The organism is Streptomyces cyslabdanicus, assembly GCF_052663305.1.
The window spans coordinates 1-24,961 of record NZ_JBQRUW010000049.1 but is presented as its reverse complement, the minus strand read 5'-3'; the positions used below and the strand labels follow the sequence as shown (position 1 = coordinate 24,961).

The window sequence follows — 24,961 nt, the reverse complement described above, 5'->3', positions numbered from 1 at the left end:
GCGCGAGGGTGGGGCCGCCCCGGGTGTCCGGGCACGCCCAGGTCAGCGGGCGTTGTCAGTGGCCGGGTGCACGATGGACTCATGGTCAGCGACGCACACCGGGCCCTTGAGGGCTTCTCCCCCGCGACCCGTGGCTGGTTCACGGGGGCCTTCTCCGCGCCCACCGCCGCCCAGGCGGGGGCGTGGCAGGCCATCGGCGAGGGTGCGGACGTGCTGGTGGTCGCCCCGACCGGCTCCGGCAAAACCCTGGCCGCCTTCCTCGCCGCGCTCGACCAGCTCGCTTCCACCCCGCCCCCGGCCGATCCGAGGAAGCGCTGCCGGGTGCTGTACGTGTCCCCGCTCAAGGCCCTCGCCGTGGACGTGGAGCGCAATCTGCGCAGCCCGCTGACCGGCATCCGCCAGGAGTCCGTCCGCCGCGGCCTTCCCGAGCCGGAGGTGAAGGTCGGCATCCGCTCCGGCGACACCCCGGCGGCCGAGCGCCGCGCCCTCTCCACCCGCCCGCCGGACATCCTGATCACCACGCCCGAGTCGCTGTTCCTGATGCTGACCTCGGCCACCCGGGACGCGCTGACCGGCGTGGAGACGGTGATCCTGGACGAGGTGCACGCGGTGGCCGGCACCAAGCGCGGCGCGCACCTCGCGCTGTCCCTGGAGCGCCTGGACGAGCTGCTGCCCAGGCCCGCCCGCCGCATCGGCCTGTCCGCGACGGTCCGCCCGGTCGACGAGATCGCCCGCTATCTGTCGCCCCGCCGCAAGGTGGAGATCGTCCAGCCGGAGTCCGGCAAGGAGTTCGACCTGTCGGTGGTCGTGCCCGTCGAGGACCTGGGCGAACTGGGCGGTTCACCCGTCGCCGACGGCGGTGAGGGGGCGGAGCGGCCGTCGATCTGGCCGCATGTCGAGGAGCGGATCACCGACCTGGTCCAGGCCCACCGCTCGACGATCGTGTTCGCCAACTCCCGCCGGCTCGCCGAGCGCCTGTGCAACCGGCTCAACGAGATCGCCTACGAGCGGGCGACCGGCGAGCCCCTGGACGAGCACCACTCCCCCGCCGAGCTGATGGGCGGCTCCGGCGCGGCGCAGGGCGCGCCGCCGGTCATCGCCCGCGCGCACCACGGCTCGGTGTCCAAGGAGCAGCGCGCGCTGGTCGAGGAGGACCTGAAGGCGGGCCGGCTCCCCGCGGTGGTCGCCACCTCCAGCCTGGAGCTGGGCATCGACATGGGCGCCGTGGACCTCGTCGTCCAGGTGGAGTCCCCGCCGTCGGTGGCCTCCGGGCTGCAGCGGGTCGGCCGCGCGGGACACCAGGTCGGCGCGGTCTCCACCGGCGTGGTCTTCCCGAAGTACCGCGGCGACCTGGTCCAGGCCGCGGTGGTCACCGAGCGGATGCGCTCCGGGTCCATCGAGTCCCTCAAGGTGCCCGCCAACCCGCTGGACGTCCTCGCCCAGCAGCTCGTGGCGATGACGGCGATGGACACCTGGCAGCTCGACGACCTGCTCGCCCTGGTCCGCCGGGCGGCGCCGTTCGCCTCCCTGCCGGAGTCGGCGTTCACCGCCGTCCTGGACATGCTCGCCGGCCGCTACCCGTCCGACGCGTTCGTGGAGCTGCGCCCACGCGTGGTGTGGGACCGCGTCGCGGGCACGATCACCGGCCGCCCCGGCGCGCAGCGCCTCGCCGTCACCTCCGGGGGCACGATCCCCGACCGCGGGCTGTTCGGGGTGTTCCTGGCCGGCTCGGACCCCAAGAAGGGCGGTGGCCGGGTCGGCGAGCTGGACGAGGAGATGGTCTACGAGTCCCGGGTCGGCGACGTCTTCACGCTCGGCACGAGCTCCTGGCGCATCGAGGACATCACGCGCGACCGGGTCCTGGTCTCGCCCGCGCCGGGCGTGCCGGGCCGGCTGCCGTTCTGGAAGGGCGACCAGCTGGGCCGCCCGCTGGAGCTGGGCCGCGCGGTGGGCGCTTTCCTGCGCGAGGTGGGTTCCCTGCCCCAGGAGGACGCCCGGCTGCGTCTGCTGGCCGCCGGCCTCGACGCGTGGGCCGCGGACAACGTCCTGTCGTACCTGGAGGAGCAGCGCGCGGCCTGCGGGCACGTCCCCGACGACCGGACGATCGTCGTGGAGCGCTTCCGCGACGAGCTGGGCGACTGGCGCGTCGTGGTGCACTCCCCCTTCGGCGCCCAGGTGCACGCCCCCTGGGCGCTGGCGCTCGGTGCCCGCCTGTCCGAGCGGTACGGCATGGACGCGCAGGTGATGCACGCCGACGACGGCATCGTGCTGCGCCTGCCCGACGCCGATCTGATGGGCCTGGACCTGCTCGACCAGGAGCCGACGAGGGCCGGCCTGGAGTACGACGCGGAGCAGGCGCCCGTCGGAGCCGCGGACGTCACCTTCGACAAGGGCGAGGTCGACCAGATGGTCACCGACCAGGTCGGTGGCTCGGCCCTGTTCGCCTCCCGCTTCCGCGAGTGCGCCGCCCGCGCGCTGCTGCTGCCGCGCCGCAACCCGGGCAAGCGCACCCCGCTGTGGCAGCAGCGCCAGCGCGCCGCCCAACTGCTCCAGGTGGCGAGCGAGTTCGGCTCGTTCCCGATCGTCCTCGAGGCGGTCCGCGAATGCCTCCAGGACGTCTTCGACGTGCCGGGCCTGGTCGAGCTGATGGGCGACGTCGAGTCGCGCAGGGTGCGCCTGGTCGAGGTCACCACCCCCGAGCCGTCCCCCTTCGCCCGTTCGCTGCTGTTCGGGTACGTCGCCCAGTTCCTGTACGAGGGTGACTCGCCGCTCGCCGAGCGGCGCGCCGCCGCGCTGTCGCTGGACTCGCGGCTGCTGTCCGAGCTGCTGGGCCAGGCGGAGCTGCGCGAACTGCTCGACGCCGAGGTGCTGGGGGAGCTGGAGCGCGAGCTGCAGTGGCTGACCGAGGACCGCCGGGTGAAGGACGTCGAAGGTGTCGCCGACGTCCTGCGGCTGCTCGGTCCGCTCTCGGAGGCCGAGCTGGCCGAGCGGGGCGCCGAGCCGGGCTGGGCTCAGGAGCTGGCCGGAGCCCGCCGGGCCATCCGGGTCCGGATCGCGGGAGCCGACCACTGGGCCGCGATCGAGGACGCGGGCCGGCTGCGCGACGCGCTCGGCACCGCACTGCCGGTGGGCGTCCCGGAGGCGTTCACCGAGCCGGTGAAGGACCCCCTGGGCGACCTCCTGGCGCGCTATGCCCGCACCCACGGCCCGTTCACGTCGGCGGCGGCCGCGGCCCGCTTCGGCCTGGGCGTGGCGGTCACCGAGGGCGCGCTCCAGCGGCTCGCCGCGGGCGGCCGCGTCGTACAGGGCGAGTTCCACCCGGCGGGCATCGGCCAGGAGTGGTGCGACGCGACCGTGCTGCGTCGGCTGCGCCGGCGTTCGCTGGCCGCGCTGCGGCACGAGTTGGAGCCGGTGCCGCCGGCCGCGCTCGCGCAGTTCCTGCCCCAGTGGCAGCACGTCGGCAAGGGGCACGGCCTGCGGGGCATCGACGGGCTGGTGCGCGCCGTCGAGCAGGTGCAGGGCGCGTCCGTGCCCGCCTCCGCGCTGGAGAAGCTGGTCCTGCCGTCCCGGGTCGCGGACTTCACCCCGTCGATGTTGGATGAGCTCACCGCGGCCGGCGAGGTGGTGTGGGCGGGCGCGGGCGCGCTGCCCGGGAAGGACGGCTGGGTCTCCCTGTACCTGGCGGACACGGCCCCGCTGCTCCTGCCGCCCCCGCACCCACTGGAGTTGACCGCACTCCACCAGTCGGTCCTGGACGCCCTGTCCGGCGGATACGGCCTGTTCTTCCGTCAGATCGCCGACCAGGTCCGCGCGACCACCCATCCCGGGGCCACCGATCCCCAACTGGCCGATGCGCTGTGGGACCTGGCGTGGTCCGGACGGCTCACCAACGACACGCTCGCCCCGATGCGCTCCCTGCTGGGCTCGGGCCGCACCGCGGGTTCCACCGCGCACCGGGCCAAGCGCGCGGTCCCGCGCGGACGTTACGGATCGCTGACGGCCGCCGCCCGCACGGCGTCCCGCAGCGGCCCGCCGACCGTCGCCGGCCGCTGGTCGCTGCTGCCGGTCCGCGACCCGGACCCCACCGTGCGCGCGCACGCCCTGGCCCGTACGCTCCTGGACCGGCACGGCGTGGTCACGCGGGGCGCGGTGGCGGCGGAGGGCGTGGAGGGCGGCTTCTCGGCGGTGTACCGGGTCCTGTCCGCCTTCGAGGACAGCGGCCAGGCCCGGCGGGGCTATGTGGTGGAGGGACTGGGTGCCGCGCAGTTCGCGATGGACGGCGCGGTGGACCGGTTGCGCGCGGTGGCGAACGCCCGTGAACGGGGCGAGGGCCTACCCGGCGCGGTCTCCGGGGGCGGCGGTCCCGACGGCTTCGGCTCCCCCGACGGTTCCCGGGTCCCCGGTGGTGTCGACCCCGGCTTCCCCGCCGCCGAACTCGGCGGCGGGGACGGCGGCGAATTCGGCGGTGACGCCGACTGGCCGGCCTCCGGCGGTCCCACCGACTGGCTGGACTCCGGCCGCCCGGCCCCCGGTGACTACGTCTCTCCCCGGGACCTCGCCTCACCGGGCCAAGGCGGCCCGAGGGGCGGCGGGCAGGCCTTCCCGTACGGCAACGGCTTCGGTGGCCGCCGTGGCAGTACCGCCTCCGCCGGGACCAGAGGGGTCGTCCTCGCCGCCGCCGACCCCGCGAACGCCTACGGCGCCGCCCTGCCCTGGCCCGAGCCGCCGACCGGCGCGGGGCACAAGCCGGGCCGCAAGGCCGGCTCCCTGGTGGTGCTCGTCGACGGCGAACTGGCGCTGTACATGGAGCGCGGCGGCAAGACGCTGCTGGCCTGGCCGGCCGACGCGGACGGCACCGCCGGTGAGGACCCGCGCCTGCGGGAGGCCGCCGAGGCGCTCGCGGCGGCCGCCCGCGCGGGCTCGCTTGGCACGGTCACGGTGGAGCGGGTCAACGGCGCCTCGGCCCTGACCTCCCCCATCGGCGCCCTCCTGGAGAGCGCGGGCTTCATAGCGACCCCGCGCGGCCTGCGCCTGCGCGCGTGATCCGGGCAGCGGCTGCCACGCGCACGCGCACCCCTACGTCGTCACCCCCAATACATGGTCACCCCCCCACCGGTACGTGGTCGCCCAGCGCTGCATGGTCACCCACCCGCGCGTGTCACCCTTGACCCATGCCCGAAGGCGACACGGTCTGGCAGACCGCGAGGCGGCTGCGCGACGCCCTCGCGGGCGAGGTGCTGGCCCGCAGCGACTTCCGGGTGCCGAAGTACGCCACGGTCGACCTCACCGGCAGGACGGTCCTGGACACCGTCTCCCGCGGCAAGCACCTGCTCACCCGGTTCGAGGGCGGTCTGACGCTGCACTCGCACCTGCTGATGGAAGGCGCCTGGAAGGTGTACGCCACCGGCGAGCGCTGGAAGGGCGGCCCCGGCCACCAGATCCGAGCCGTCCTCGCCACCGCCGACCGCGCGGCCGTCGGCTACCGCCTCCAGGTCCTGGAGCTGCTGCGCACCTCGGAGGAGGACCGCACCGTCGCCCACCTCGGCCCGGACCTCCTCGGCCCCGACTGGGACCCCGACCTGGCGCTGGCCAACCTCCTGGCCGACCCGGGGCGCCCGCTCGGCGAGGCCCTGCTCGACCAGCGCAATCTCGCCGGCATCGGCAACGTCTACAAGAGCGAGCTGTGCTTCCTGCTCGGCGTGACCCCGTGGCTGCCGGTCGGCGCCCTGCCCGGCGACCGCGCCGCGATGCTGCCCGCCCTGGCCAAGAAGCTTCTGGAGGCCAACCGCGACCGCGTGGTCCGCCGGACCACCGGCCTGCGAGGCCATGACCTGTTCGTGTACGGCCGGGCACCCCGCCCCTGTCTGCGCTGCGGCACCTCCGTCCGGGTCGCCGACCAGGGCGACGGCTCCCAGGAGCGGCCCACGTACTGGTGTCCGAGCTGCCAGACGGGCCCCGCGCCACCGCCGGGCACCGCGCAGAAGTGGCGGAACCGCTACCACCGCACCACCGGTTGACCGGCCCGTCCTTCACGACGGGCCCGGTTCCTCCTCCGAACGGTCGGACGGCGATGCCGTCGCGGTGCCGAACGGCCACTTCCCGTCGGCGGAGGGCGACCCCCCGAAGGCACCGTACGGCCACCCCCCGGAGGCGGGAAACGGCACTCCACCGCCGTCCGCGAGCGCCGACGCCTCATGCCCCGCGTCCACCCCCGTGCCCGGTCCCTCGACCGGCGGCCCCTCGACCGACTCCTCGTCCGCCTCGTCATCCGAACCGTCCAGCTCTTCCTGCGACCCCGTACGGCCCCGGGTGCGCTTCTTGAGCCTCTCCCTGTGCCTCTCCCCGGGCCTCTCCTTGGGCACGCAGTGCACGGGCAGCAGGCTCAGCCCCCATCCCCCGGCCGTGACGGCCCCCTCCAGCACCCCCGCCTGGCCCGACAGCAGCCGCAGCACCGCCCACCACCACACCGCGCCGAACCCCAGAGCGGCCCCCCAGCGCACTATCGGCCCCGCCATCGCACCCACCGTCACCTCCAGCCGACGGCGGACCGCCGCACTGGCCTCCACGATGGCGGCCCCACCCGGCACCGGCAAACGGGCGCGGCGCGACCCGCCGTAAACCCCCGTACAAGGTGAAAGCCCCGGCCGTGCCCCTCCAGGTCCCCCCGGAGAAGCCCCGGCCGGGGCCTCACTCACGTGTGCGTCGGTTCACGCGCGCGTGCGACAGGTCACGCGGCGACCACGTCCACCGCCTCGGCGGCGGGCGCCTTGATGGTCACCCGTTCCGGCTGCACACCGGTCACCGACACGGAACCCAGCATCGGGCGAACCGGCGTGGGCACGGGCTCGGTGGCCGCAGCAGACTGGGCCAGCTCGGCGAGGGCGAGCTCGTCGCTCACTTCCCGCATGAGCTCGGACATCCGTACGTCCAGCGCGTCGCAGATGGCGGCGAGCAGCTCGGAGGAAGCCTCCTTCTGCCCCCGCTCCACCTCGGATAGATAGCCGAGCGAGACTCGGGCGGACGAGGAGACTTCGCGCAGAGTACGGCCCTGGCGCTGGCGCTGCCGACGCAGCACGTCACCCAGCAGGCGACGGAGCAGAATCATCGGTGGCTCCCTCCTCGGACCGCGTAGCCGCATCCTTCACGCCCCACCGTACCGCCTTGCGCCGCGGCCGTGCGGGGAGCGATGTCGTGTTCACTCAGGGCTGCAAACATCAAAACCCCCCGTTCCGTTCCGTATCCTGTGCCCGCTCGTTTCCGGTCTGTTCGCCCGCGATCTGCTCCAACAGCAGTGCGAGCACGCTCCGTACACTCTCCATACGAATGTCCGCCCGGCCGCCGTTCAACCGCAGCGCGGCCGTTTTCCCGCCGCCTCCGGCGCCGGTTCGGGTCACGCGCGGCCCGTCCACGGCGACGAAGACCGTCCCGACGGGCTGCCCGTCCTGGGGGTCGGGGCCGGCGACCCCGGTGGTCGCGATACCCCAGTCGGCTTCCAGGGCTTTCCGCACCCCTGCCGCCATCTGGGCCGCGACCTGCGGATCCACCGCTCCCCGCTCGGCCAGCAGGGTGGCGTCGACCCCCAGCAGCCGGTGCTTGAGCTCGGTGGCGTAGGCGGTGACCGAGCCCCGGAACACCTTCGACGCCCCCGGCACCGCGGTGATCTCCGCCGCGACCAGGCCACCGGTCAGCGACTCCGCCACGGCGACCGTCTCGCCCCTCACCGTGAGTAGCTCCACTACGTCGACGGCCGGCGAACTCACGCTTGCGTCTCCTCCAACGCGGCACGCCGCTCGGCGATTCCCCGCCTGCGCAGCACAATGGCCTGTCTCACGTAGTCCAGCCCCGTCACCACGGTCAGCACGACCGCCGCGGCCATCACCCAGAACCTCAGCGTGGCCAGCCAGCCGGTCAGCGCCAGCACGTACATCCCGACGGCCACGCCCTGCGTGAGCGTCTTCAGCTTGCCGCCGCGGCTCGCGGGGATGACGCCGTAGCGGATGACCAGGAAGCGCAGGAGTGTGATCCCCAGTTCCCGGCCGAGGATCACGCCGGTCACCCACCAGGGCAGGTCGCCGAGCCCCGAGAGGCACAGCAGCGCCGCCCCCATGATCGCCTTGTCCGCGATGGGATCGGCGATCTTCCCGAAGTCGGTGACGAGGTTGTACGTCCGCGCCAGATGGCCGTCGAACAGGTCGGTGATCATGGCGACGGCGAAGGCCGCCCAGGCCAGTGACCGCCACGCCGGGTCGTACCCGCCCTCGGCCAGCATCAGAGCCACGAAGCAGGGCACGAGCAGCAGCCGGAGCATGGTCAGCAGATTGGCGACGTTCCACACACTGGCCTGGTTCACGGCGGCGGCCGCGATCTTCCCGCCCCGCGGTGCCTTGCCGGTGCCGGCCGCTCCCGACGCGTCCGCCGCACCGGAACCGGCGGACGGGGCGGAGCCGGCAGATCGGGAGGCACGGGAAGCGCCCGAAGCCCCGTCGGCGCCGGCGCGGCGCGAGGCCGCTCCCACGCCCCTCCCCTGCGCGCCCGAGGAGCCGCCCGCAGCGGACGCCGGGACTCCCGTCATCTGCCCGCCTCCTCGCTCCACGCGAACGCCTCCGCCAGCGGCTCGGCCACCAGGTCGACGCCCTCCGTACCGACCACCTTCGCCTCGACCATACGACCGACGTCCAGGCCCTCGCCGCCCACGAGCAGCACCTGGCCGTCCGTCTCCGGCGCCTGGTGCGCCGCCCGGCCGCGGACGCCCTCCTCGGCGTCCACGGACTCGACCAGCACGTGCATCGTCTGCCCGACGCGCTCCTCGGCCCGCTGGGAGACGAGTTCCTCGGCCAGCCGGGAGACACGCGCCAGCCGCTCGGCGACGACGTCCTCGTCGAGCTTGCCGTCGTACGTCGCCGCCTCCGTGCCCTCCTCGTCGGAGTAGCCGAAGACGCCGATGGCGTCCAGCCGCGCACCGTTCAGGAACCGCTCGAGCTCGGCCAGGTCGGCCTCGCTCTCGCCGGGGAAGCCGACGATGAAGTTGGACCGCACGCCGGCCTCGGGGGCCTTGGTGCGGATGGTGTCGAGCAGCTCCAGGAAGCGGTCGGTGTCGCCGAAGCGGCGCATGGCACGCAGCACGCCGGGCGCGGAGTGCTGGAACGACAGGTCGAAGTAGGGGGCGACCTTCGGGGTGGAGGTCAGGACGTCGATCAGTCCGGGACGCATCTCGGCCGGCTGGAGGTAGCTCACCCGCACCCGCTCGATGCCCTCGACCTCGGCGAGCTCGGGCAGCAGGGACTCCAGGAGGCGGATGTCGCCGAGGTCCTTGCCGTAGGAGGTGTTGTTCTCGGAGACCAGCATGATCTCCTTGGCGCCCTGCTCGGCCAGCCAGCGCGTCTCGTTCAGCACATCGCTCGGGCGGCGGGAGATGAACGAGCCGCGGAAGGAGGGGATGGCGCAGAAGGAGCAGCGCCGGTCGCAGCCGGAGGCGAGCTTGACCGAGGCGACCGGGGCGCCGTCCAGGCGGCGGCGCAGCGGCGCGCGCGGGCCGGAGGCCGGGGCGACACCTTCGGGGAGATCGGCGGGACCGTGCCCCGGAATGGCCACCTCCGTCCCGGCGTCCTGCCGCTCGGCCGGGCTGATCGGCAGGAGCTTGCGGCGGTCGCGCGGGGTGTGCGAGGCGTGGACGCCGCCGCTCAGGATCGTCTGGAGGCGGTCGGAGATGTCCGCGTAGTCGTCGAAGCCGAGCACGCCGTCGGCCTCCGGGAGGGCCTCGGCGAGTTCCTTGCCGTACCGCTCGGCCATGCAGCCGACCGCGACCACCGCCTGCGTTCTGCCGTGGTCCTTGAGGTCGTTGGCTTCGAGGAGGGCGTCGACGGAGTCCTTCTTGGCGGCCTCCACGAAGCCACAGGTGTTGACCACGGCGACGTCCGCTTCCGCGGCGTCCTCCACGAGCTGCCAGCCGTCCGCCTCCAAACGGCCTGCGAGCTCCTCCGAGTCCACCTCGTTACGGGCGCAGCCGAGAGTGACTAGTGCGACGGTACGGCGTTCAGGCATGGGCTCAAGACTACTTTGTCTCTCTGACCGCCCAAGTCGACGGGGTTGGCCGATCTCGGCCAACCCCGCTCTCGCCATCCTGTTCGACCCCTGGTGTACGGGCCGGTCGGCCACTACCCGACCTGCGGGTCGCCCTTGGTGTAGGTGAGGCGCTCCACTGCACCCGGCCGGAATTGGTCCTCGATCTTCTTGCCGTTGACGTACAGCTGGATCGCGCCTGCGTCGCCGAGGATCAGGTTGACCTTGGAGCTGTCCTGGAAGGTCTTGGACTCGCCCTTCTCCAGGAGCCCGTCGAAGAGCATCCGGCCGTTGTGGTCCTTGGCCGAGATCCAGCTGCGCCCGTTGGCGGCGCTGACCTGGACGGTCACCTTGTCCTGCGGCGCGGCCGCGATGGCGCTGTCGGACGGCGCCGGTGCCGCGTCGGCGGGCTTGCTGCTCTTCGGCGTGGGCGAGGCCGACGTGCCGGTGGTGGGCGTGGAGCCCTCGCCGACGTGCGCCTTGGCACCCGCGTCGTCGCCACCGCCCTTGAAGGCCGTGAAGCCGACGAAGCCGATCACCACGACGATCGCCGCGACCATGGCCGCGGTCCAGTTGGGTCCGCGCCGCTCCGGGCGAATACGTTCCGCCTCGAAGAGGGGGGCGGCCGGGGTCGGGGCGGGGCGGCCGCCGTGCTCGGCGTCGAAGCGCGCGAGCAGCGGGACCGGGTCGACGTGCACGGCCTTCGCCAGGTTCCGGATGTGGCCGCGGGCGTAGACGTCGCCGCCGCAGGGCGCGAAGTCGTCGGCCTCAATGGCGTGCACGATGGCGACGCGGACCCGGGTGGCGCTGGTGACGTCGTCGACGGTCAGCCCGGCGGCGAGCCGTGCCTCCTTCAGGGCGCGGCCGACGGAGGGGCGGGCTTCCTCGGAAACGTCTTCGAAGGGACGCTCGTCTTCAGGGGAGTTGCCGATGGACACGGGGGCGCCTTTCGAGCGTGTAGCCGCCTGTGCTGGGGGTTCAGTCTAGGGATGTGCCAAAGGATGAAGCGAACCGGCGGTAGGACTTTGTACGCCATCGGAATGGCCGGACAATCCGATGGTGGGACAGATGTGGCGTCCGGGGTGGGACCCGCACCGGTCCTCTCGCTCAACTTGACGTACGCCCGTGCGAAACGGTTGCCCGCGGCTCGCTAACGGGTGGATCACGGTCCACGTGCCCACCCGCGGCCAGCACATCCGCCGGACGGTGTCTTCCTGCTACCCCTCAGACTCCCCACGAATCACGGCGAGCACGCCGTCCAACTCGTCGGGCTTCACGAGAACGTCACGCGCCTTGGATCCCTCGCTGGGCCCGACGATGCCCCGGGACTCCATGAGGTCCATCAGGCGCCCCGCCTTGGCGAAACCGACCCGCAGCTTGCGCTGGAGCATGGACGTCGAGCCGAACTGCGTGGAGACGACCAGTTCGGCCGCCTGGCACAGCAGGTCGAGGTCGTCGCCGATGTCCTCGTCGATCTCCTTCTTCTGCTTGCCGCCGACGACGACGTCGTCCCGGAAGACCGGAGCCATCTGGTCCTTGCAGTGCTGGACGACCTCCTGGACCTCCGCCTCGGTCACGAACGCGCCCTGAAGACGGGTCGGCTTGCTCGCGCCCATCGGCAGGAACAGCCCGTCGCCCTTGCCGATCAGTTTCTCGGCGCCCGGCTGGTCGAGGATGACGCGCGAGTCGGCCAGCGAGGAGGTGGCGAACGCGAGCCGGGACGGCACGTTGGCCTTGATCAGACCGGTGACCACGTCGACCGAGGGGCGCTGGGTGGCGAGCACCAGGTGGATACCGGCGGCCCGCGCGAGCTGGGTGATGCGCACGATCGCGTCCTCCACGTCGCGCGGCGCGACCATCATCAGGTCGGCGAGCTCGTCCACGATCACCAGCAGGTACGGGTACGGCTTCAGCTCCCGTTCGCTGCCCTCCGGCGCCTTGACCTTGCCGTTGCGCACGGCCTCGTTGAAGTCGTCGATGTGCCGGAACCCGTACGCCGCCAGGTCGTCGTACCGCAGGTCCATCTCGCGTACGACCCACTGCAGGGCCTCGGCGGCCCGCTTGGGGTTGGTGATGATCGGCGTGATCAGGTGCGGGACGCCCTCGTACGCGGTCAGTTCGACGCGCTTGGGGTCGACGAGGACCATGCGCACGTCCTCCGGGGTCGCCCGCATCATGATCGAGGTGATCAGGCAGTTGATGCAGGAGGACTTGCCGGAGCCGGTGGCGCCGGCGACCAGGATGTGCGGCATCTTCGCGATGTTGGCCATCACGTAGCCGCCCTCGACGTCCTTGCCGAGCGCGACGAGCATCGGGTGGTCGTCCTCGGCGGCGGCCGCGAGGCGCAGCACGTCCCCGAGGTTCACCATCTCCCGGTCGGTGTTGGGGATCTCGATGCCGACCGCGGACTTGCCGGGGATCGGGCTGATGATCCGCACGTCCGGGCTCGCGACGGCGTACGCGATGTTCTTGGCCAGCGCGGTGATGCGCTCGACCTTCACGGCGGGCCCGAGTTCGACCTCGTAGCGCGTGACCGTCGGGCCACGGGTGAACCCGGTGACGCGAGCGTCGACCTTGAACTCGGTGAAGACGTTGGTGAGCGCGTCGACGATGGCGTCGTTGGCCGCGCTGCGCGCCTTGCCCGGGCCGCCCCGCTCAAGCAGGTCCAGTGAGGGCAGGGAGTAGGTGATGTCGCCGGCGAGCTGGAGCTGCTCGGCGCGCGCCGGCAGGTCGCGGGGCTGGGGCGCCGGGGTCTTCGTGAGGTCGGGGACCCCGGACGGCTGCCGGCTCGCGGGCCGCTCGGCCGGCGCGTCCTGCGGGGACCGCCCGGTCCGGCCGTCCTCGTCGGGGCGGCCGTCCTCGCCGGGGCGGCCGTCCTCGCCGGGGCGTGCGGCGGGCACGGGCGTCGGGGTGGTGCTCTCGCCCCGGTCGCCCACGCCGACGCCCTGGGTGAGGTCCGCGACGATCGGCGAGGGCGGCATGCCGTGCAGCACCGCGCCGTCGAGTGCGGCGGCGGCAGCGGCGGCGACGTCAACGGCGTCCATCTGCCGTTCCATGTCCGGCTGCGGCACCGCCGAGCGACGGGGGCGGGAACGCCGCCTGGAGAGGGCCTCCTGCTCCGCGGTGTCCGGGTCGTAGTCCTGGGGGGCGCTCGGCCGCCTGCGGGAGCGCGCCGGCAGTACCTCGCGCCACTGCTCCTCGTAGCGCGAGTCGTCGTCGCTGTACTCGTCGGTCTCCGGGTCGTGCACGATGCCGAGCTTCGTCCCGAGCAGCCGCAGCCGTTGCGGAATCGCGTTGACCGGGGTCGCGGTGACGACCAGCAGGCCGAACACCGTGAGCAGCACGAGCAGCGGTACGGCGAGTACCTTGCCCACGGCGAACGTCAGAGGGGTCGCCGCGCCCCAGCCGATGAGCCCCCCGGCGTCTCTTATCTCCTGCATGCCGTCGCTGCGGGCGGGCGAGCCGCAGGCGAGGTGGACCTGCCCCAGCACGCCGATCACCAGGGCGGACAGTCCGATGACGATCCGGCCGTTGGCCTCGGGCTTCTCGGGGTGCCGGATGAAGCGGACGGCGATGACCGCGATCAGGATCGGCACCAGCAGGTCCAGCCGGCCGAAGGCGCCGGTCACCAGGATCTCGACCAGGTCGCCGACGGGCCCGCGCAGATCGGCCCAGGTGCCGGCGGCGACGATCAGGGCGACGGCGAGCAGCAGCAGTGCGACGCCGTCCTTGCGGTGCGCGGGATGGAGGTTCTTGGCGCCCTGTCCCACTCCGCGGAATACGGCGCCGACGGCGTGCGCGAGCCCGAGCCAGAGGGCGCGCACGACCCGGTACACGCCCCCCGTCGGGCTGGGCGCCGGCCTGGACGCGGGCTTGCCCCCGGCCTTCTTGGCAGGCGCCTTCTTGGCGGGGGCCTTCTTCGCGGCGGTCTTCCTCGGCGGAGCCGCTCCGGGAGCGGCAGCCTTCTTCGCGGGCTGCTTCTTGGCTGCGGAGGGACGTGAGGCCATGGGTGTGAGGTTACCGGGGGAGACGACAGCGGACACGTGCGCCCGCTGCTTCACCCGTTCGTGTCGTGTCCGGAGAGGAGCCGGGCTGACACACCCTCAAGAGCTGTACGTCACGGGAGGCGTGGCCCGACTCCGCCGCTCGCCGAGTGGGCCGGCGCCCCGCGCCCCGGATGCGGCCTCAGCCCTGCGAAGGCACCGACGACGCGCTCCCCGTACCCGGTTCCAGCGCGTCCAGGGCGCGTCGCAGACCCGTCAGCTTGCGCTCCAGGTGGGCCGCCGTGGCCACCGCGGCCGCGTCGGCGGACTCGTCGTCCAACTGCTTGGAGAGGGCCTCCGCCTGCTCCTCGACGGCGGCGAGACGGGCCGAGAGTTCGGCGAGCAGGCCGGCCGACTCCTTGCCGTCGCCCACCGCGCCTTTGCCGCCGCCCTCCAACTGGAGCCGCAGCAGGGCCGCCTGCTCCTTCAGCTGACAGTTCTTCATGTACAGGTCCACGAAGACCGAGACCTTCGCGCGCAGCACCCACGGGTCGAACGGCTTGGAGATGTAGTCCACCGCGCCCGCCGCATAACCGCGGAAGGTGTGGTGGGGGGCCGTGGTTGATCGCGGTGAGGAAGATGATCGGGATGTCCCGGGTCCTCTCCCGCCGCTTGATGTGCGCGGCCGTCTCGAAGCCGTCCATGCCCGGCATCTGGACGTCCAGCAGAATGACCGCGAAGTCGTCCGTGAGCAGTGCTTTGAGCGCTTCCTCCCCGGACGATGCCCGCACCAGCGTCTGATCGAGCGCAGAGAGGATGGCCTCCAGCGCCAGCAGATTCTCCGGCCGGTCATCGACCAGGAGGATCTTGGCCTTCTGCACCATGGCCCGCCCTCCTCGCCCCGGCTTGGGGCCACCCCTGTCCGCAGGAACCGGGGAGGCACCGGCGGGTGCCGCCCCGGAGGACGACTTCCTTGCGTCGCCCGTCCTTGTGCCGGTCATCGTAGCCGCACCCCGTCCGTCGCCACACCCTGTCACCGTGATGTCACTGTGCACCTGGCGGAAACGCCGCGGGAGACCAGAAGGTTCCCCGGAATCCGCACCTCTACACGGCTCCGGGGCCTCCGAGTCGACAACGTCCCACACCCTCCGAAGGTTCCGGTCACCGCCGCGCCGTCACTCCCCGCTCATCCACTGCGCCATCACGGTCAGCAGGTGATCGGGGTCGACGGGCTTGGTCACGTAGTCGGAGGCACCCGACTCGATCGCCTTCTCCCGGTCGCCCTTCATCGCCTTCGCGGTCAGCGCGATGATCGGCAGCCCGGCGAACTGCGGCATCCGCCGGATCGCCGTGGTCGTCGCATAACCGTCCATCTCCGGCATCATGATGTCCATCAGGACGACCGCCACGTCGTCGTGCTGCTCCAGCACCTCGATGCCCTCGCGGCCGTTCTCGGCGTACAGCACGGACAGGCCGTGCTGTTCCAGGACGCTGGTCAGGGCGAAGACGTTGCGGATGTCGTCGTCGACGATGAGCACCTTCTCGCCGCCGAACCGGATGTCGCGGTGCCCCTGCGGGACCGTTTCGGGCTCCGCGGGGCCCGCCGACGCCACCACCCACTGCTCCTGAAGCGGTTGCCCGTGCTGCGCCGGCCTCGGCTCGGTGGGAGGCAGGGCCTTGCGGCGGCGCCGGAAGAGCGCGGCCGGGCCGTGCTGCGCCTCCTGGTACGACTTCACCTCCGCCGGCGTCTCGGCCTGCGCGGCGGCCTGTCCGGACGGGTCCGGCTCGGGGGCGGCGACCAGTTCGCCGGCGTCCAGCACGGAGCCGGGCTGCTGATAGCCCTGCGGCGGCAGGTCCCCCGGGTGCAGCGGCAGGTACAGGGTGAACGTGGAGCCGCGGCCCGGCTCGCTCTGGGCGTGGATCTCGCCGCCGAGCAGTTGCGCGATCTCTCGTGAGATGGACAGCCCGAGACCGGTGCCGCCGTACTTGCGGCTGGTGGTGCCGTCGGCCTGCTTGAACGCCTCGAAGATCACCCGCATCTTGCTGGCCGCGATGCCGATGCCGGTGTCGGTGACGGAGAAGGCGATCATGCCCGCGTCCGGGTCGGTCAGCGAACCGGCCTCCAGCAACTGCTCGCGGATCGCCTGCGGAACGTCGTCCCGGGCGGGCCGGATGACCAGCTCCACCGACCCGGAGTCGGTGAACTTCACCGCGTTGGACAGCAGGTTGCGCAGGACCTGGAGCAGCCGCTGCTCGTCGGTGTGCAGGGTCGCGGGCAGCTCAGGCGACACCCGTACGGACAGGTCGAGGCCCTTCTCCGCGGTCAGCGGGCGGAAGGTGGCCTCCACGTAGTCGATCAGCTGGACGAGCGCGATGCGCGTCGGGGAGACGTCCATCTTGCCCGCCTCGACCTTCGACAGGTCCAGGATGTCGTTGATCAGCTGGAGCAGGTCGGAGCCCGCGCCGTGGATCGTCTCGGCGAACTCGACCTGCTTCGGGGAGAGGTTGCCCTCGGCGTTGTCGGCGAGCAGTTTGGCCAGAATCAGCAGGGAGTTGAGCGGCGTACGCAGCTCGTGTGACATGTTGGCCAGGAACTCGCTGCGGTAGCGCATGGAGACGGCGAGCTGCTCGGCGCGCTCCTCCAGGACCTGCCGGGCCTCCTCGATCTCGGAGTTCTTCGCCTCGATGTCGCGGTTCTGCTGGGCCAGCAGCTCGGCCTTCTCCTCCAGTTCGGCGTTGGAGGCCTGAAGGGCCTTCTGCCGCTGCTCCAGCTCCGCCGACCTCAGGCGCAGTTGCTCGGTCAGCTCCTGGGACTGCTTCAGCAGCAGTTCGGTCTTGGTGTTGACGGAGATGGTGTTGACACTGGTCGCGATCATCTCCGCGATCTGGTTCAGGAAGTCCTTCTGGATGTGCGTGAACGGCGTGAACGACGCCAGCTCGATGACACCGAGCACCGTCCCCTCGAACAGCACCGGCAGCACGATCACCTGCGCGGGCGGCGCCTCGCCGAGCCCGGAGGAGATCTTCAGATAGCCGCTGGGCGCGTTCTCGACGAGGATGGTGCGCCGCTCCTGCGCGGCGGTCCCGATCAGCCCCTCGCCCGGCCCGAACGACGTCGGCATGGAGCCCAGCGAGTAGCCGTAGGAACCCAGCATCCGCAGCTCGTAGGAGTCCTCGCCCTCGCCCCCGAGGTCCGTGTCGTCGGCGAGCGGCATGGCGACGAAGAAGGCACCGTGCTGCGCCGAGACCACCGGCGTCAGCTCGCTCATGATCAGCGAGGCCACGTCCTGGAGGTCGCGGCGGCCCTGCATCAGCGCGGAGATACGGGCGAGATTGCCCTTGAGCCAGTCCTGCTCCTTGTTGGCGATCGTGGTGTCGCGCAGGTTGGCGATCATCTTGTTGATGTAGTCCTGGAGCTCCTGGATCTCGCCGGAGGCATCGACGTCGATCTTCAGGTTCAGGTCGCCGCGGGTGACCGCGGTGGCCACGCGCGCGATGGCGCGCACCTGCCGGGTGAGGTTCCCGGCCATCTCGTTCACGGACTCGGTCAGGTCCCGCCACGTGCCGTCGACGTCGCGCACGCGTGCCTGGCCGCCGAGCTGGCCCTCGGTGCCCACCTCGCGAGCGACCCGGGTGACCTCCTCGGCGAAGCTGGACAGCTGGTCGACCATCGTGTTGATGGTCGTCTTCAGCTCCAGGATCTCCCCGCGCGCGTCGATGTCGATCTTCTTGGTCAGATCGCCCTTGGCGATGGCGGTGGTGACCATGGCGATGTTGCGCACCTGACCGGTCAGGTTGGACGCCATCTGGTTCACCGACTCGGTGAGGTCCTTCCAGGTGCCCGCCACGCCCGGGACGTACGCCTGGCCGCCGAGGATGCCGTCCGTGCCCACTTCGCGGGCCACCTTGGTGACCTGGTCGGCGAACGAACTCAGCGTCTTCACCATGGTGTTGAACGTGTCCGCGAGCTGCGCGACCTCACCGCGCGCCTCGATGGTCACCGTCCGCGTCAGATCGCCGTTGGCGACCGCGTTCGCGACCTGGGAGATGTTGCGCACCTGCATGGTCAGGTTGTTGGCCATCAGGTTGACGTTGTCGCTGAGGTCCTTCCAGATGCCCACGACGCCGGCGACGTGCGCCTGGCCGCCGAGGATGCCCTCGGTGCCCACCTCACGGGCCACCCGCGTGACCTGCTCGGCGAAGGACGACAGCTGGTCGACCATCGTGTTGACGGTGGTGACGAGCTCGAGGATCTCGCCCTTGGCGTCGACGGTGATCTTCTTCGACAGGTCGCCCTTGGCGACGGCGGTCGTGACCTCGGCGATGTTGCGCACCTGACTGGTCAGGTTGTTCGCCATGAAGTTCACGGACTGGGTGAGGTCCTTCCAGGTGCCGGAGACGCCCTGGACCTCGGCCTGACCACCCAGGATGCCCTCCGTGCCCACCTCACGGGCCACCCTTGTGACCTCCTGGGCGAACGAGGAGAGCTGGTCCACCATCGTGTTCAGGGTGTTCTTCAGCTCCAGGATCTCCCCGCGCGCGTCCACGGTGATCTTCTGCGAGAGGTCACCGCGCGCCACGGCGGTGGCGACCTGGGCGATGTTGCGCACCTGGGCGGTGAGGTTGCCGGCCATGCCGTTCACGGAGTCCGTGAGGTCCCGCCACACACCGGCGACCCCGGGCACCTGCGCCTGCCCGCCCAGCCGGCCCTCGGTGCCCACCTCCCGGGCGACCCGGGTGACCTGGTCGGCGAACGCGGAGAGCTGGTCGACCATCGTGTTGATGGTGTTCTTCAGCTCCAGGATCTCCCCGCGCGCGTCGACGTCGATCTTCTGCGAGAGGTCACCGCGCGCCACGGCCGTCGTCACCTGGGCGATCTGCCGCACCTGCGAGGTGAGGTTCCCGGCCATGAAGTTGACGGAGTCGGTGAGCTCCTTCCACGTGCCCGACACGCCCGGCACCACCGCCTGACCGCCCAGGCGGCCCTCCGTGCCCACGTCCCGGGCCATCCGGGTCACCTGGTCCGCGAACGACGACAGCTGGTCCACCATCGTGTTCACGGTGTTCTTCAGCTGGAGCATCTCGCCGGAGACGTCCACGGTGACCTTCTGCGACAGGTCGCCGTTCGCCACGGCCGTCGTCACCTGGGCGATGTTCCTCACCTGCCCGGTGAGGTTGCGGAACGCGGTGTTGACGGAGTCGGTGAGGTCCTTCCAGGTCCCCGCCGCGCCCGCCACCTGCGCCTGACCGCCCAGCTCGCCCTCGACCCCGATCTCCCGCGCCACCCGCGTGACCTCGGCACCGAACGACGACAGCTGGTCCACCATGCCGTTGACGGTGTTCTTCAGCTCCAGCATCTCGCCGGCCACGTCGACGGTGACCTTCTGCGACAGATCACCGCTGGCCACGGCCGTCGTCACGGTGGCGATGTCCCTCACCTGCGTGGTGAGGTTCCGGAACACCGTGTTGACGGAGTCCGTCAGGTCCTTCCAGGTGCCGGCCACCCCCGGCACGTTCGCCTGCCCGCCCAGGCGGCCCTCGGCGCCGACCTCGTTGGCCACCCGGGTGACCTCGTCCGCGAAGATGCGCAGCGTCTCGGTCATCTGGTTGATCGTCTCGGCGAGCTGCGCGACCTCGCCCCGCGCCGGCACGGTCACCTTCTGCGACAGATCGCCGTTCGCCACGGCGGTGGTGACCTGGGCGATCCCGCGCACCTGCGCCGTCAGGTTGCCGGCCATCAGGTTCACCGAGTCGGTGAGTTCCTTCCATGTGCCGTCGACCCCGGGCACATGCGCCTGACCACCGAGGATGCCGTCCGTGCCCACCTCGCGAGCCACCCGTGTCACCTCGGAGGAGAACGCGGAGAGCTGGTCCACCATCGTGTTGACGGTGTTCTTCAGCTCCAGCATCTCGCCGGCGACATGGACGGTCACCTTCCGTGACAGATCGCCCTTGGCCACCGCCGTGGTGACCAGCGCGATGTCCCGCACCTGCGCCGTCAGCCGGGACGCCATGGTGTTGACGGAGTCCGTGAGGTCCTTCCACGACCCGGACAGACCGCGCACCCGCGCCTGCCCGCCCAGCTTGCCCTCCGTGCCCACCTCGCTGGCCACCCGCGTGACCTCGTCGGTGAACGTCGACAGCTGGTCGACGAGGTTGTTGACGGTCCGCCCGACCTTCAGGAACTCACCGCGCAGCGGATGCCCGGCCCCTTCCGGCACCTGGGTGCGCAGCTCCATGCGCGGCGACAGATCGCCCTCGGCGACCGCGGACAGGACCCGGCCGACCTCCGACACCGGACGTACGAGATCGTCGACGAGCGCGTTGGAGTGGTCGATCGCCGTCGCCCAGGAACCCTCGCAGGCGCCCGTCTCCAGCCGCTCGGTGAGTTTTCCCTCACGCCCCACCATGCGCCGCACCCGCGACAACTCGCCGGTCAGATGCAGATTGCGGTCGGCCACCTCGTTGAAGACGGCCGCGATCTCCGACATCACGCCGTCCCCGGACACCGTGAGCCGCCTGCGGAAATTGCCGTCGCGCATCGACACCAGCGCGGCCAGCAGCCGGTTCAGGGAAGCGGTGTCCACCTCGGTGGTCCCGTTGCGCGCCGTGCGCCGGTTCTTCGGGGACTGTCCGCCCTTCGCGCGCGTCTTCGTGCCCCGCGTCACTGCGCCAGACTCCACTGTGTCCCTCCCGCAGGGGTCGACCGTCACCGCTGTGCTGCGGTACGGCCGCTCGACGTACCGGTTACTGCTGCGTATTACTGTCCGATGTAATCAGCACACAGGGAGAGCTGCTGCCCTGGGTGCAGAGAACACACTCAGCCTGCCCGGACCTTCACCAGAAGCCTGCCCAGTGTTTCACCCCGGCCGAACCAGGCCATAACAGTTCGGCAGCTTCGCACACCCTCCGCACACCCTCGGGGCGGAAACACTGGCGACCGGCATCCGCGTGGACGGCGAAGGTAAGTAACCTTGCATGGGGCTGTCCAGCCGCACCGGTCCGTCCGGTCTGGGCGGTGGCACGGGAACGAGCGGGCATCGGAGGGCGGCCGCAGACATGACCACCGGAGTGATCCCGGGGGGACCTACCCCGGAGCCGCAGCCGAACGGACCGCAGTTGCCGGAGCAGCGACGCGAGCCTGTCGGCCACGAGGGTCCCCACGTCGACAACCGGACGAGGAGTTCTGTGATCACCGCGCGCGCGGCCGCCAGTTTCGATCCCCTGGGCCGATCGGTCGCGACCGCCCGGTCCTTCGTCCGCGACACCCTCCAGGGGTGGGGCTTCGGCGACATCGTCGATGACGCGGTGGTCCTCACCAGCGAACTGGTCACCAACGCCGTCGTCCACGCCGGAACCGCGGCCGACGTGCTGTGCCTGCGCAGCGACGACGGGGTGCGCATCGAGGTCTGCGACCGCTACCCCGAGCGCGAGCTCCCGGTGCAGAGCTCGGCGGTCAACATGGGCAGCCCCGACCGTGAGGGCGGCCGCGGCCTGCAACTGTGCGCGGCCCTGGCCGGCCACTGGGGCGTGGAGTACACGCTGACGCACAAGAAGGTCTGGTTCCAACTGGACCTGCCCGAGCGCCCGGTCGGCACCCGCGCCGCCGGCCCCAGCCTGCCCGCCGACCTCCTCCCGCTCGCCGACGGCCGGGTCCGCGTCGCCGTCGTCCAGATCGAGCGCGGCGGCTCCGTCACCGCATGGAACGAGGACGCCGAGGAGCTGTTCGGCTACGCCGCCAAGCAGGTCACCGGCAGGCCGCTGACCGACCTCGCCGCCTGGCCGCACACCCCCGGCACCAGCACCGGCATCGCCGAGGCACTCCAACTCTCCCGCTGGGAAGGCAGTTACGGCATCCGCGGCGCCCACGGCCGCGTCATCCCCGTCTACGCCTCCCACCTCCGTGTCCGCGACACCGACGGCGAGCCCTCCACGGTCTGCCTGCTCGTACGGGACCACGAACGCGCCGTGCTCCAAACACCGTTGCGCTTCCCGTCGACCTCCGACGCGGGCAGCGTCTCCGAGGGCCCCAGCACCGACCCGTTCGAGGTCTTCATCGGCTCTCCCGCCCCCGACGACCTCGACGGCCTACTGCAACGCACGGTGGAACGCGCCCGCGACATGCTCGACGGCGACGCCGCGTTCCTCCTGCTGGCCACCGACGACGAAACGGAGTTGGAGGTCCGCGCCTCCACTGGCCTGCCCTCCGCGCGGCAGCGTTTCGCCCGCGTCCCCGTCGAGGCGGGCCCCGGCCGCTACGGCTCCGCCCGGATGCCCGCGGTCCACGACGACCTCACCGCCGTCCCCGGCGCCGTCCCCCTCCTCAACAACACGGGCATGCGCTCGGTCGTCACGGTCCCGCTGAAGGTCGAGGGCCGTCTCACCGGCTCGCTCGGCGTCGCCGCGGAGGCACCCGGCCGGTACTCCAACGAGGAGGCGCTGCGCCTCCAGTTCGCCGCCGACCGCATCGCCCTCGCCGTCGAGTCGGCCCGCCTGGGCGAGCTGGAGCGGCTGCGCCGCGGCTCCCTCAGCTTCCTCGTCGAGGCCTCCGACCTGCTGGCCGGCACCCTGGACCGCGACCAGACCCTCGCCCTGATGGCCCAGATGACGGTCCCCACCCTGGCCACCTGGTGCGCCGTCTACACGATCGCCGACCAGGCCTCCGACCCCTACCTGTCCTACGTGCTGCACGAGGACGAGGAACTGATCGACGGCATCAAGTCCCTGCTCTCCAAGATCGCCCCGCCCGACCCGGTGCCCACGCCCGGAGCGCGCGTGTGGACCGCGCCCGGCGAGGCCGCCCACCAGGCGGCCCTGCGCAGTTCCATGCGCAGCCTCAGCCTCGGCGACTCGCACCACCGGATCGGTACGGCCATCGGACCGACCCTCGCCACGGCCGCCGCTGTCGGCGGCGAGACGGTCGTCCTGCCCCTGGTCGCCCGCAACCGCGTCATCGGCATGCTCACCCTCGGCAAGCCCACCGACGAACACTTCCGCCAGGAGATCCTGGAACTGGCCGAGGACCTGAGCCGCCGCGCCGCCCTCGCCCTGGACAACGCCCGCCTGTACTCGGAGCGCACGGCCATCAGCCAGTCCCTCCAGCGCAGCCTCCTGCCGCCGGGGCTCCCCGACGTCGAGGGTGTGGAGGTCGAGGTCATCTACCGCGCGGCCGGCGAGGGCAACGAGGTCGGCGGAGACTTCTACGACCTCTTCCCCATCCGTGACGGCGCCTACGGCTTCGCCATCGGCGACGTCTGCGGTACGGGCCCGGAGGCGGCCGCGGTGACCGGCCTGGCCCGGCACGCGCTCAGGCTGCTGGCCCGCGAGGGCTTCGGCGGCCCGGCGGTGCTGGAGCGCCTGAACTCCGCGATCCTCGACGAGGGCGCCCGCAGCCGCTTCCTCACGCTCCTGTACGGCGAGCTGTGGCCGCAGGAGGACGGCAGCGCCCGGCTGAAGGTGGTCTGTGCGGGCCATCCGCTGCCGCTGCGCCTGCGCCAGGACGGCACGGTGGAGCCGGCCGCCGACCCCCAGCCGCTGCTCGGCGTCATGGAGGACCTGGAGCTGTACGAGCAGACGATCACGCTGGACCCGGGCGACGTCCTGCTGTGCGTCACGGACGGCGTCACCGAGCGCCGTGAGGGCAGCCGGATGCTCGGCGACGACGGTCTCGCCGACGTTCTCACCACCTGTACGGGCCTGACGGCGGGTGCGGTGGCGGCTCGCATCATGCGCGCGGTGGAGCGCTTCGCCTCGGACGCCCCGTCCGACGACATGGCGATCCTGGCGATGCGAGTGCCGGGTCTTCAGCAGTAGGGCGCCGCAGGGCTCAGCAGTAGGGCGCCGCAGGGCATGGAAAAGGCCCTCACCCGATGGGTGAAGGCCTTTTTCGTTGGAGCCCCCAAACGGAATCGAACCGTTGACCTTCTCCTTACCATGGAGACGCTCTACCGACTGAGCTATAGGGGCCGGTCGCCTTTCGGGGATTTCCCCCCGCGGCAACGGAATAGATCATACCCCGAACAGGGCCGTGCCCCCAACCATGATCGGTCCGCCGAGCGCGTTGCACACCGAGACGATCCGCTGCATCTCCCGGCGCGTCAACGAGGCCTCCACGGGGAGCGTGAGCGTCTCCTCGGCGGCCCGCTCGGTCTCCGGAAGGGACACGCACCGGCGGAACTCCGGCAGCCGGTGCACAGGGGTCTTCACGGGCACGCGACAGTCAACCCCCCTGGCGCGTATGGCACGTGCGTAGGCGTCCCGGTCGGGTCGGCCGTTCCCGGGCACTCGCACCACGTACTGCTGATAGGTGTGCCCGTCACCGCCGTCGGGCGTCCGTACGCCCCGCAGCTTGGTGTCCAGATAGGCGGCACGCTCCCTGCGCTGCGCCATCTCGTCGTACGGCGCCTCGGACTCGCCCTGCTCCAGCACCAGCAGACCGTGTCGCCGGCCCGTCGCGTGCAGGCGCTCCATGTCGGCGGACCGGCCGAACCGGTGTACGACGACCACGGCCACCGTGCGCGGGGTCAGGGCCTGTTCGACCGCACCGGCGTCGAGGCAGTACGTCACGGGATCTATGTCGGCGAACACCGGCAGCGCACCCACCTGTGTCACGGCCTCGGCGACTTCCACGTTGCCGAACGCCGGCACGACGACCTCGTCACCGACTCCGACGCCGGCGGCCCTGAGCAGAGCAGCAATACCCATGAGGCGGATGCTGGTTGTGCAACATGAACTTCAAGTAACGGACAACAAAAAAGGGTTGGACCCGGAACCGAAGTTCGGGGTCCAACCCTCTCACAATTTGTTCGGCGGCGTCCTACTCTCCCACAGGGTCCCCCCTGCAGTACCATCGGCGCTGTGAGGCTTAGCTTCCGGGTTCGGAATGTAACCGGGCGTTTCCCTCACGCTATGACCACCGA

Annotated in this window: 11 protein-coding genes, 1 tRNA gene, 1 rRNA gene and 3 pseudogenes; 3 read left to right on the top strand and 13 right to left on the bottom strand. The window is 71.6% G+C overall.

The features are described from left to right. The first annotated feature begins 81 nt into the window (after window positions 1–81). The gene (locus ACTYVM_RS28265; RefSeq protein ID WP_445528663.1) at window positions 82–5,043 is read left to right on the top strand and encodes an ATP-dependent helicase; all 4,962 of its coding nucleotides are present in this window, start codon (window positions 82–84) and stop codon (window positions 5,041–5,043) included. A gap of 128 nt (window positions 5,044–5,171) precedes the next feature. After that, window positions 5,172–6,017, top strand: a complete 846-nt coding sequence (locus ACTYVM_RS28260) for an Fpg/Nei family DNA glycosylase (protein WP_445528662.1) — start codon at window positions 5,172–5,174, stop codon at window positions 6,015–6,017. A 12-nt stretch (window positions 6,018–6,029) separates the two neighbouring features. On the opposite strand, the gene ACTYVM_RS28255 is transcribed toward ACTYVM_RS28260, so the two are convergent. The 9 genes and pseudogenes from ACTYVM_RS28255 to ACTYVM_RS28215 all read right to left on the bottom strand — a co-directional run bounded on the left by ACTYVM_RS28255 (window position 6,030) and on the right by ACTYVM_RS28215 (window position 20,725). Continuing rightward, window positions 6,030–6,515: a hypothetical protein gene (locus tag ACTYVM_RS28255; RefSeq protein WP_445528661.1), complete on the bottom strand. Its 486-nt coding sequence runs from the start codon at window positions 6,513–6,515 to the stop codon at window positions 6,030–6,032. A 212-nt stretch (window positions 6,516–6,727) separates the two neighbouring features. Continuing rightward, window positions 6,728–7,105 (bottom strand): helix-turn-helix domain-containing protein, encoded by a 378-nt coding sequence (locus ACTYVM_RS28250; RefSeq protein ID WP_400026642.1) that lies wholly within the window; start codon window positions 7,103–7,105, stop codon window positions 6,728–6,730. Window positions 7,106–7,214: 109 nt separating this feature from the next. Further along, window positions 7,215–7,760 (bottom strand): CinA family protein, encoded by a 546-nt coding sequence (locus ACTYVM_RS28245; protein WP_400026640.1) that lies wholly within the window; start codon window positions 7,758–7,760, stop codon window positions 7,215–7,217. Next, window positions 7,757–8,572: a CDP-diacylglycerol--glycerol-3-phosphate 3-phosphatidyltransferase gene (pgsA, locus tag ACTYVM_RS28240; RefSeq protein WP_445528660.1), complete on the bottom strand. Its 816-nt coding sequence runs from the start codon at window positions 8,570–8,572 to the stop codon at window positions 7,757–7,759. The genes ACTYVM_RS28245 and pgsA overlap by 4 nt, the downstream gene beginning before the upstream one ends. Continuing rightward, complete coding sequence (rimO, locus tag ACTYVM_RS28235; protein ID WP_445528659.1) at window positions 8,569–10,041, bottom strand: 30S ribosomal protein S12 methylthiotransferase RimO; 1,473 nt, start codon at window positions 10,039–10,041, stop codon at window positions 8,569–8,571. The genes pgsA and rimO overlap by 4 nt, the downstream gene beginning before the upstream one ends. Window positions 10,042–10,154: 113 nt before the next feature. Continuing rightward, window positions 10,155–10,997 carry a helix-turn-helix domain-containing protein gene (locus ACTYVM_RS28230; RefSeq protein ID WP_445528658.1) on the bottom strand — a complete coding sequence of 281 codons (843 nt, stop codon included), beginning with the start codon at window positions 10,995–10,997 and terminating at the stop codon, window positions 10,155–10,157. A gap of 279 nt (window positions 10,998–11,276) precedes the next feature. Further along, complete coding sequence (locus ACTYVM_RS28225; protein ID WP_445528657.1) at window positions 11,277–14,066, bottom strand: DNA translocase FtsK; 2,790 nt, start codon at window positions 14,064–14,066, stop codon at window positions 11,277–11,279. A 178-nt stretch (window positions 14,067–14,244) separates the two neighbouring features. Then, a pseudogene (locus ACTYVM_RS28220) lies at window positions 14,245–14,926 on the bottom strand (response regulator). Between the two features lie 291 nt (window positions 14,927–15,217). Next, entirely contained in the window at window positions 15,218–20,725 is a 5,508-nt protein-coding gene (locus ACTYVM_RS28215) for a HAMP domain-containing protein (RefSeq protein WP_445528656.1), read from the bottom strand. A gap of 376 nt (window positions 20,726–21,101) precedes the next feature. On the opposite strand from ACTYVM_RS28215, the gene ACTYVM_RS28210 reads away from it, so the two are divergent. After that, complete coding sequence (locus tag ACTYVM_RS28210; protein ID WP_445528655.1) at window positions 21,102–23,855, top strand: SpoIIE family protein phosphatase; 2,754 nt, start codon at window positions 21,102–21,104, stop codon at window positions 23,853–23,855. 77 nt (window positions 23,856–23,932) lie between these two features. On the opposite strand, the gene ACTYVM_RS28205 is transcribed toward ACTYVM_RS28210, so the two are convergent. The 4 genes and pseudogenes from ACTYVM_RS28205 to rrf form a co-directional block, all read right to left on the bottom strand. Beyond that, window positions 23,933–24,008 (bottom strand) — tRNA-Thr (locus ACTYVM_RS28205). 42 nt (window positions 24,009–24,050) lie between these two features. Continuing rightward, a pseudogene (locus ACTYVM_RS28200) lies at window positions 24,051–24,371 on the bottom strand (DegT/DnrJ/EryC1/StrS family aminotransferase); the annotation flags it as partial. A 150-nt stretch (window positions 24,372–24,521) separates the two neighbouring features. Beyond that, window positions 24,522–24,746, bottom strand: a pseudogene (locus ACTYVM_RS28195) (DegT/DnrJ/EryC1/StrS family aminotransferase); the annotation flags it as partial. A 99-nt stretch (window positions 24,747–24,845) separates the two neighbouring features. Further along, a 5S ribosomal RNA gene (gene rrf, locus ACTYVM_RS28190) occupies window positions 24,846–24,961 on the bottom strand.

What these genes read in the sequence shown, in the direction of transcription:
- ACTYVM_RS28255 (WP_445528661.1), bottom strand. Translation starts at nt 6,515, where the DNA reads ATGGCGGGGCCGATAGTGCGCTGGGGGGCCGCTCTGGGGTTCGGCGCG.
- rimO (WP_445528659.1), bottom strand. Translation starts at nt 10,041, where the DNA reads ATGCCTGAACGCCGTACCGTCGCACTAGTCACTCTCGGCTGCGCCCGT.
- pgsA (WP_445528660.1), bottom strand. Translation starts at nt 8,572, where the DNA reads ATGACGGGAGTCCCGGCGTCCGCTGCGGGCGGCTCCTCGGGCGCGCAG.
- ACTYVM_RS28225 (WP_445528657.1), bottom strand. Translation starts at nt 14,066, where the DNA reads ATGGCCTCACGTCCCTCCGCAGCCAAGAAGCAGCCCGCGAAGAAGGCT.
- ACTYVM_RS28260 (WP_445528662.1), top strand. Translation starts at nt 5,172, where the DNA reads ATGCCCGAAGGCGACACGGTCTGGCAGACCGCGAGGCGGCTGCGCGAC.
- ACTYVM_RS28250 (WP_400026642.1), bottom strand. Translation starts at nt 7,105, where the DNA reads ATGATTCTGCTCCGTCGCCTGCTGGGTGACGTGCTGCGTCGGCAGCGC.
- ACTYVM_RS28265 (WP_445528663.1), top strand. Translation starts at nt 82, where the DNA reads ATGGTCAGCGACGCACACCGGGCCCTTGAGGGCTTCTCCCCCGCGACC.
- ACTYVM_RS28210 (WP_445528655.1), top strand. Translation starts at nt 21,102, where the DNA reads ATGACCACCGGAGTGATCCCGGGGGGACCTACCCCGGAGCCGCAGCCG.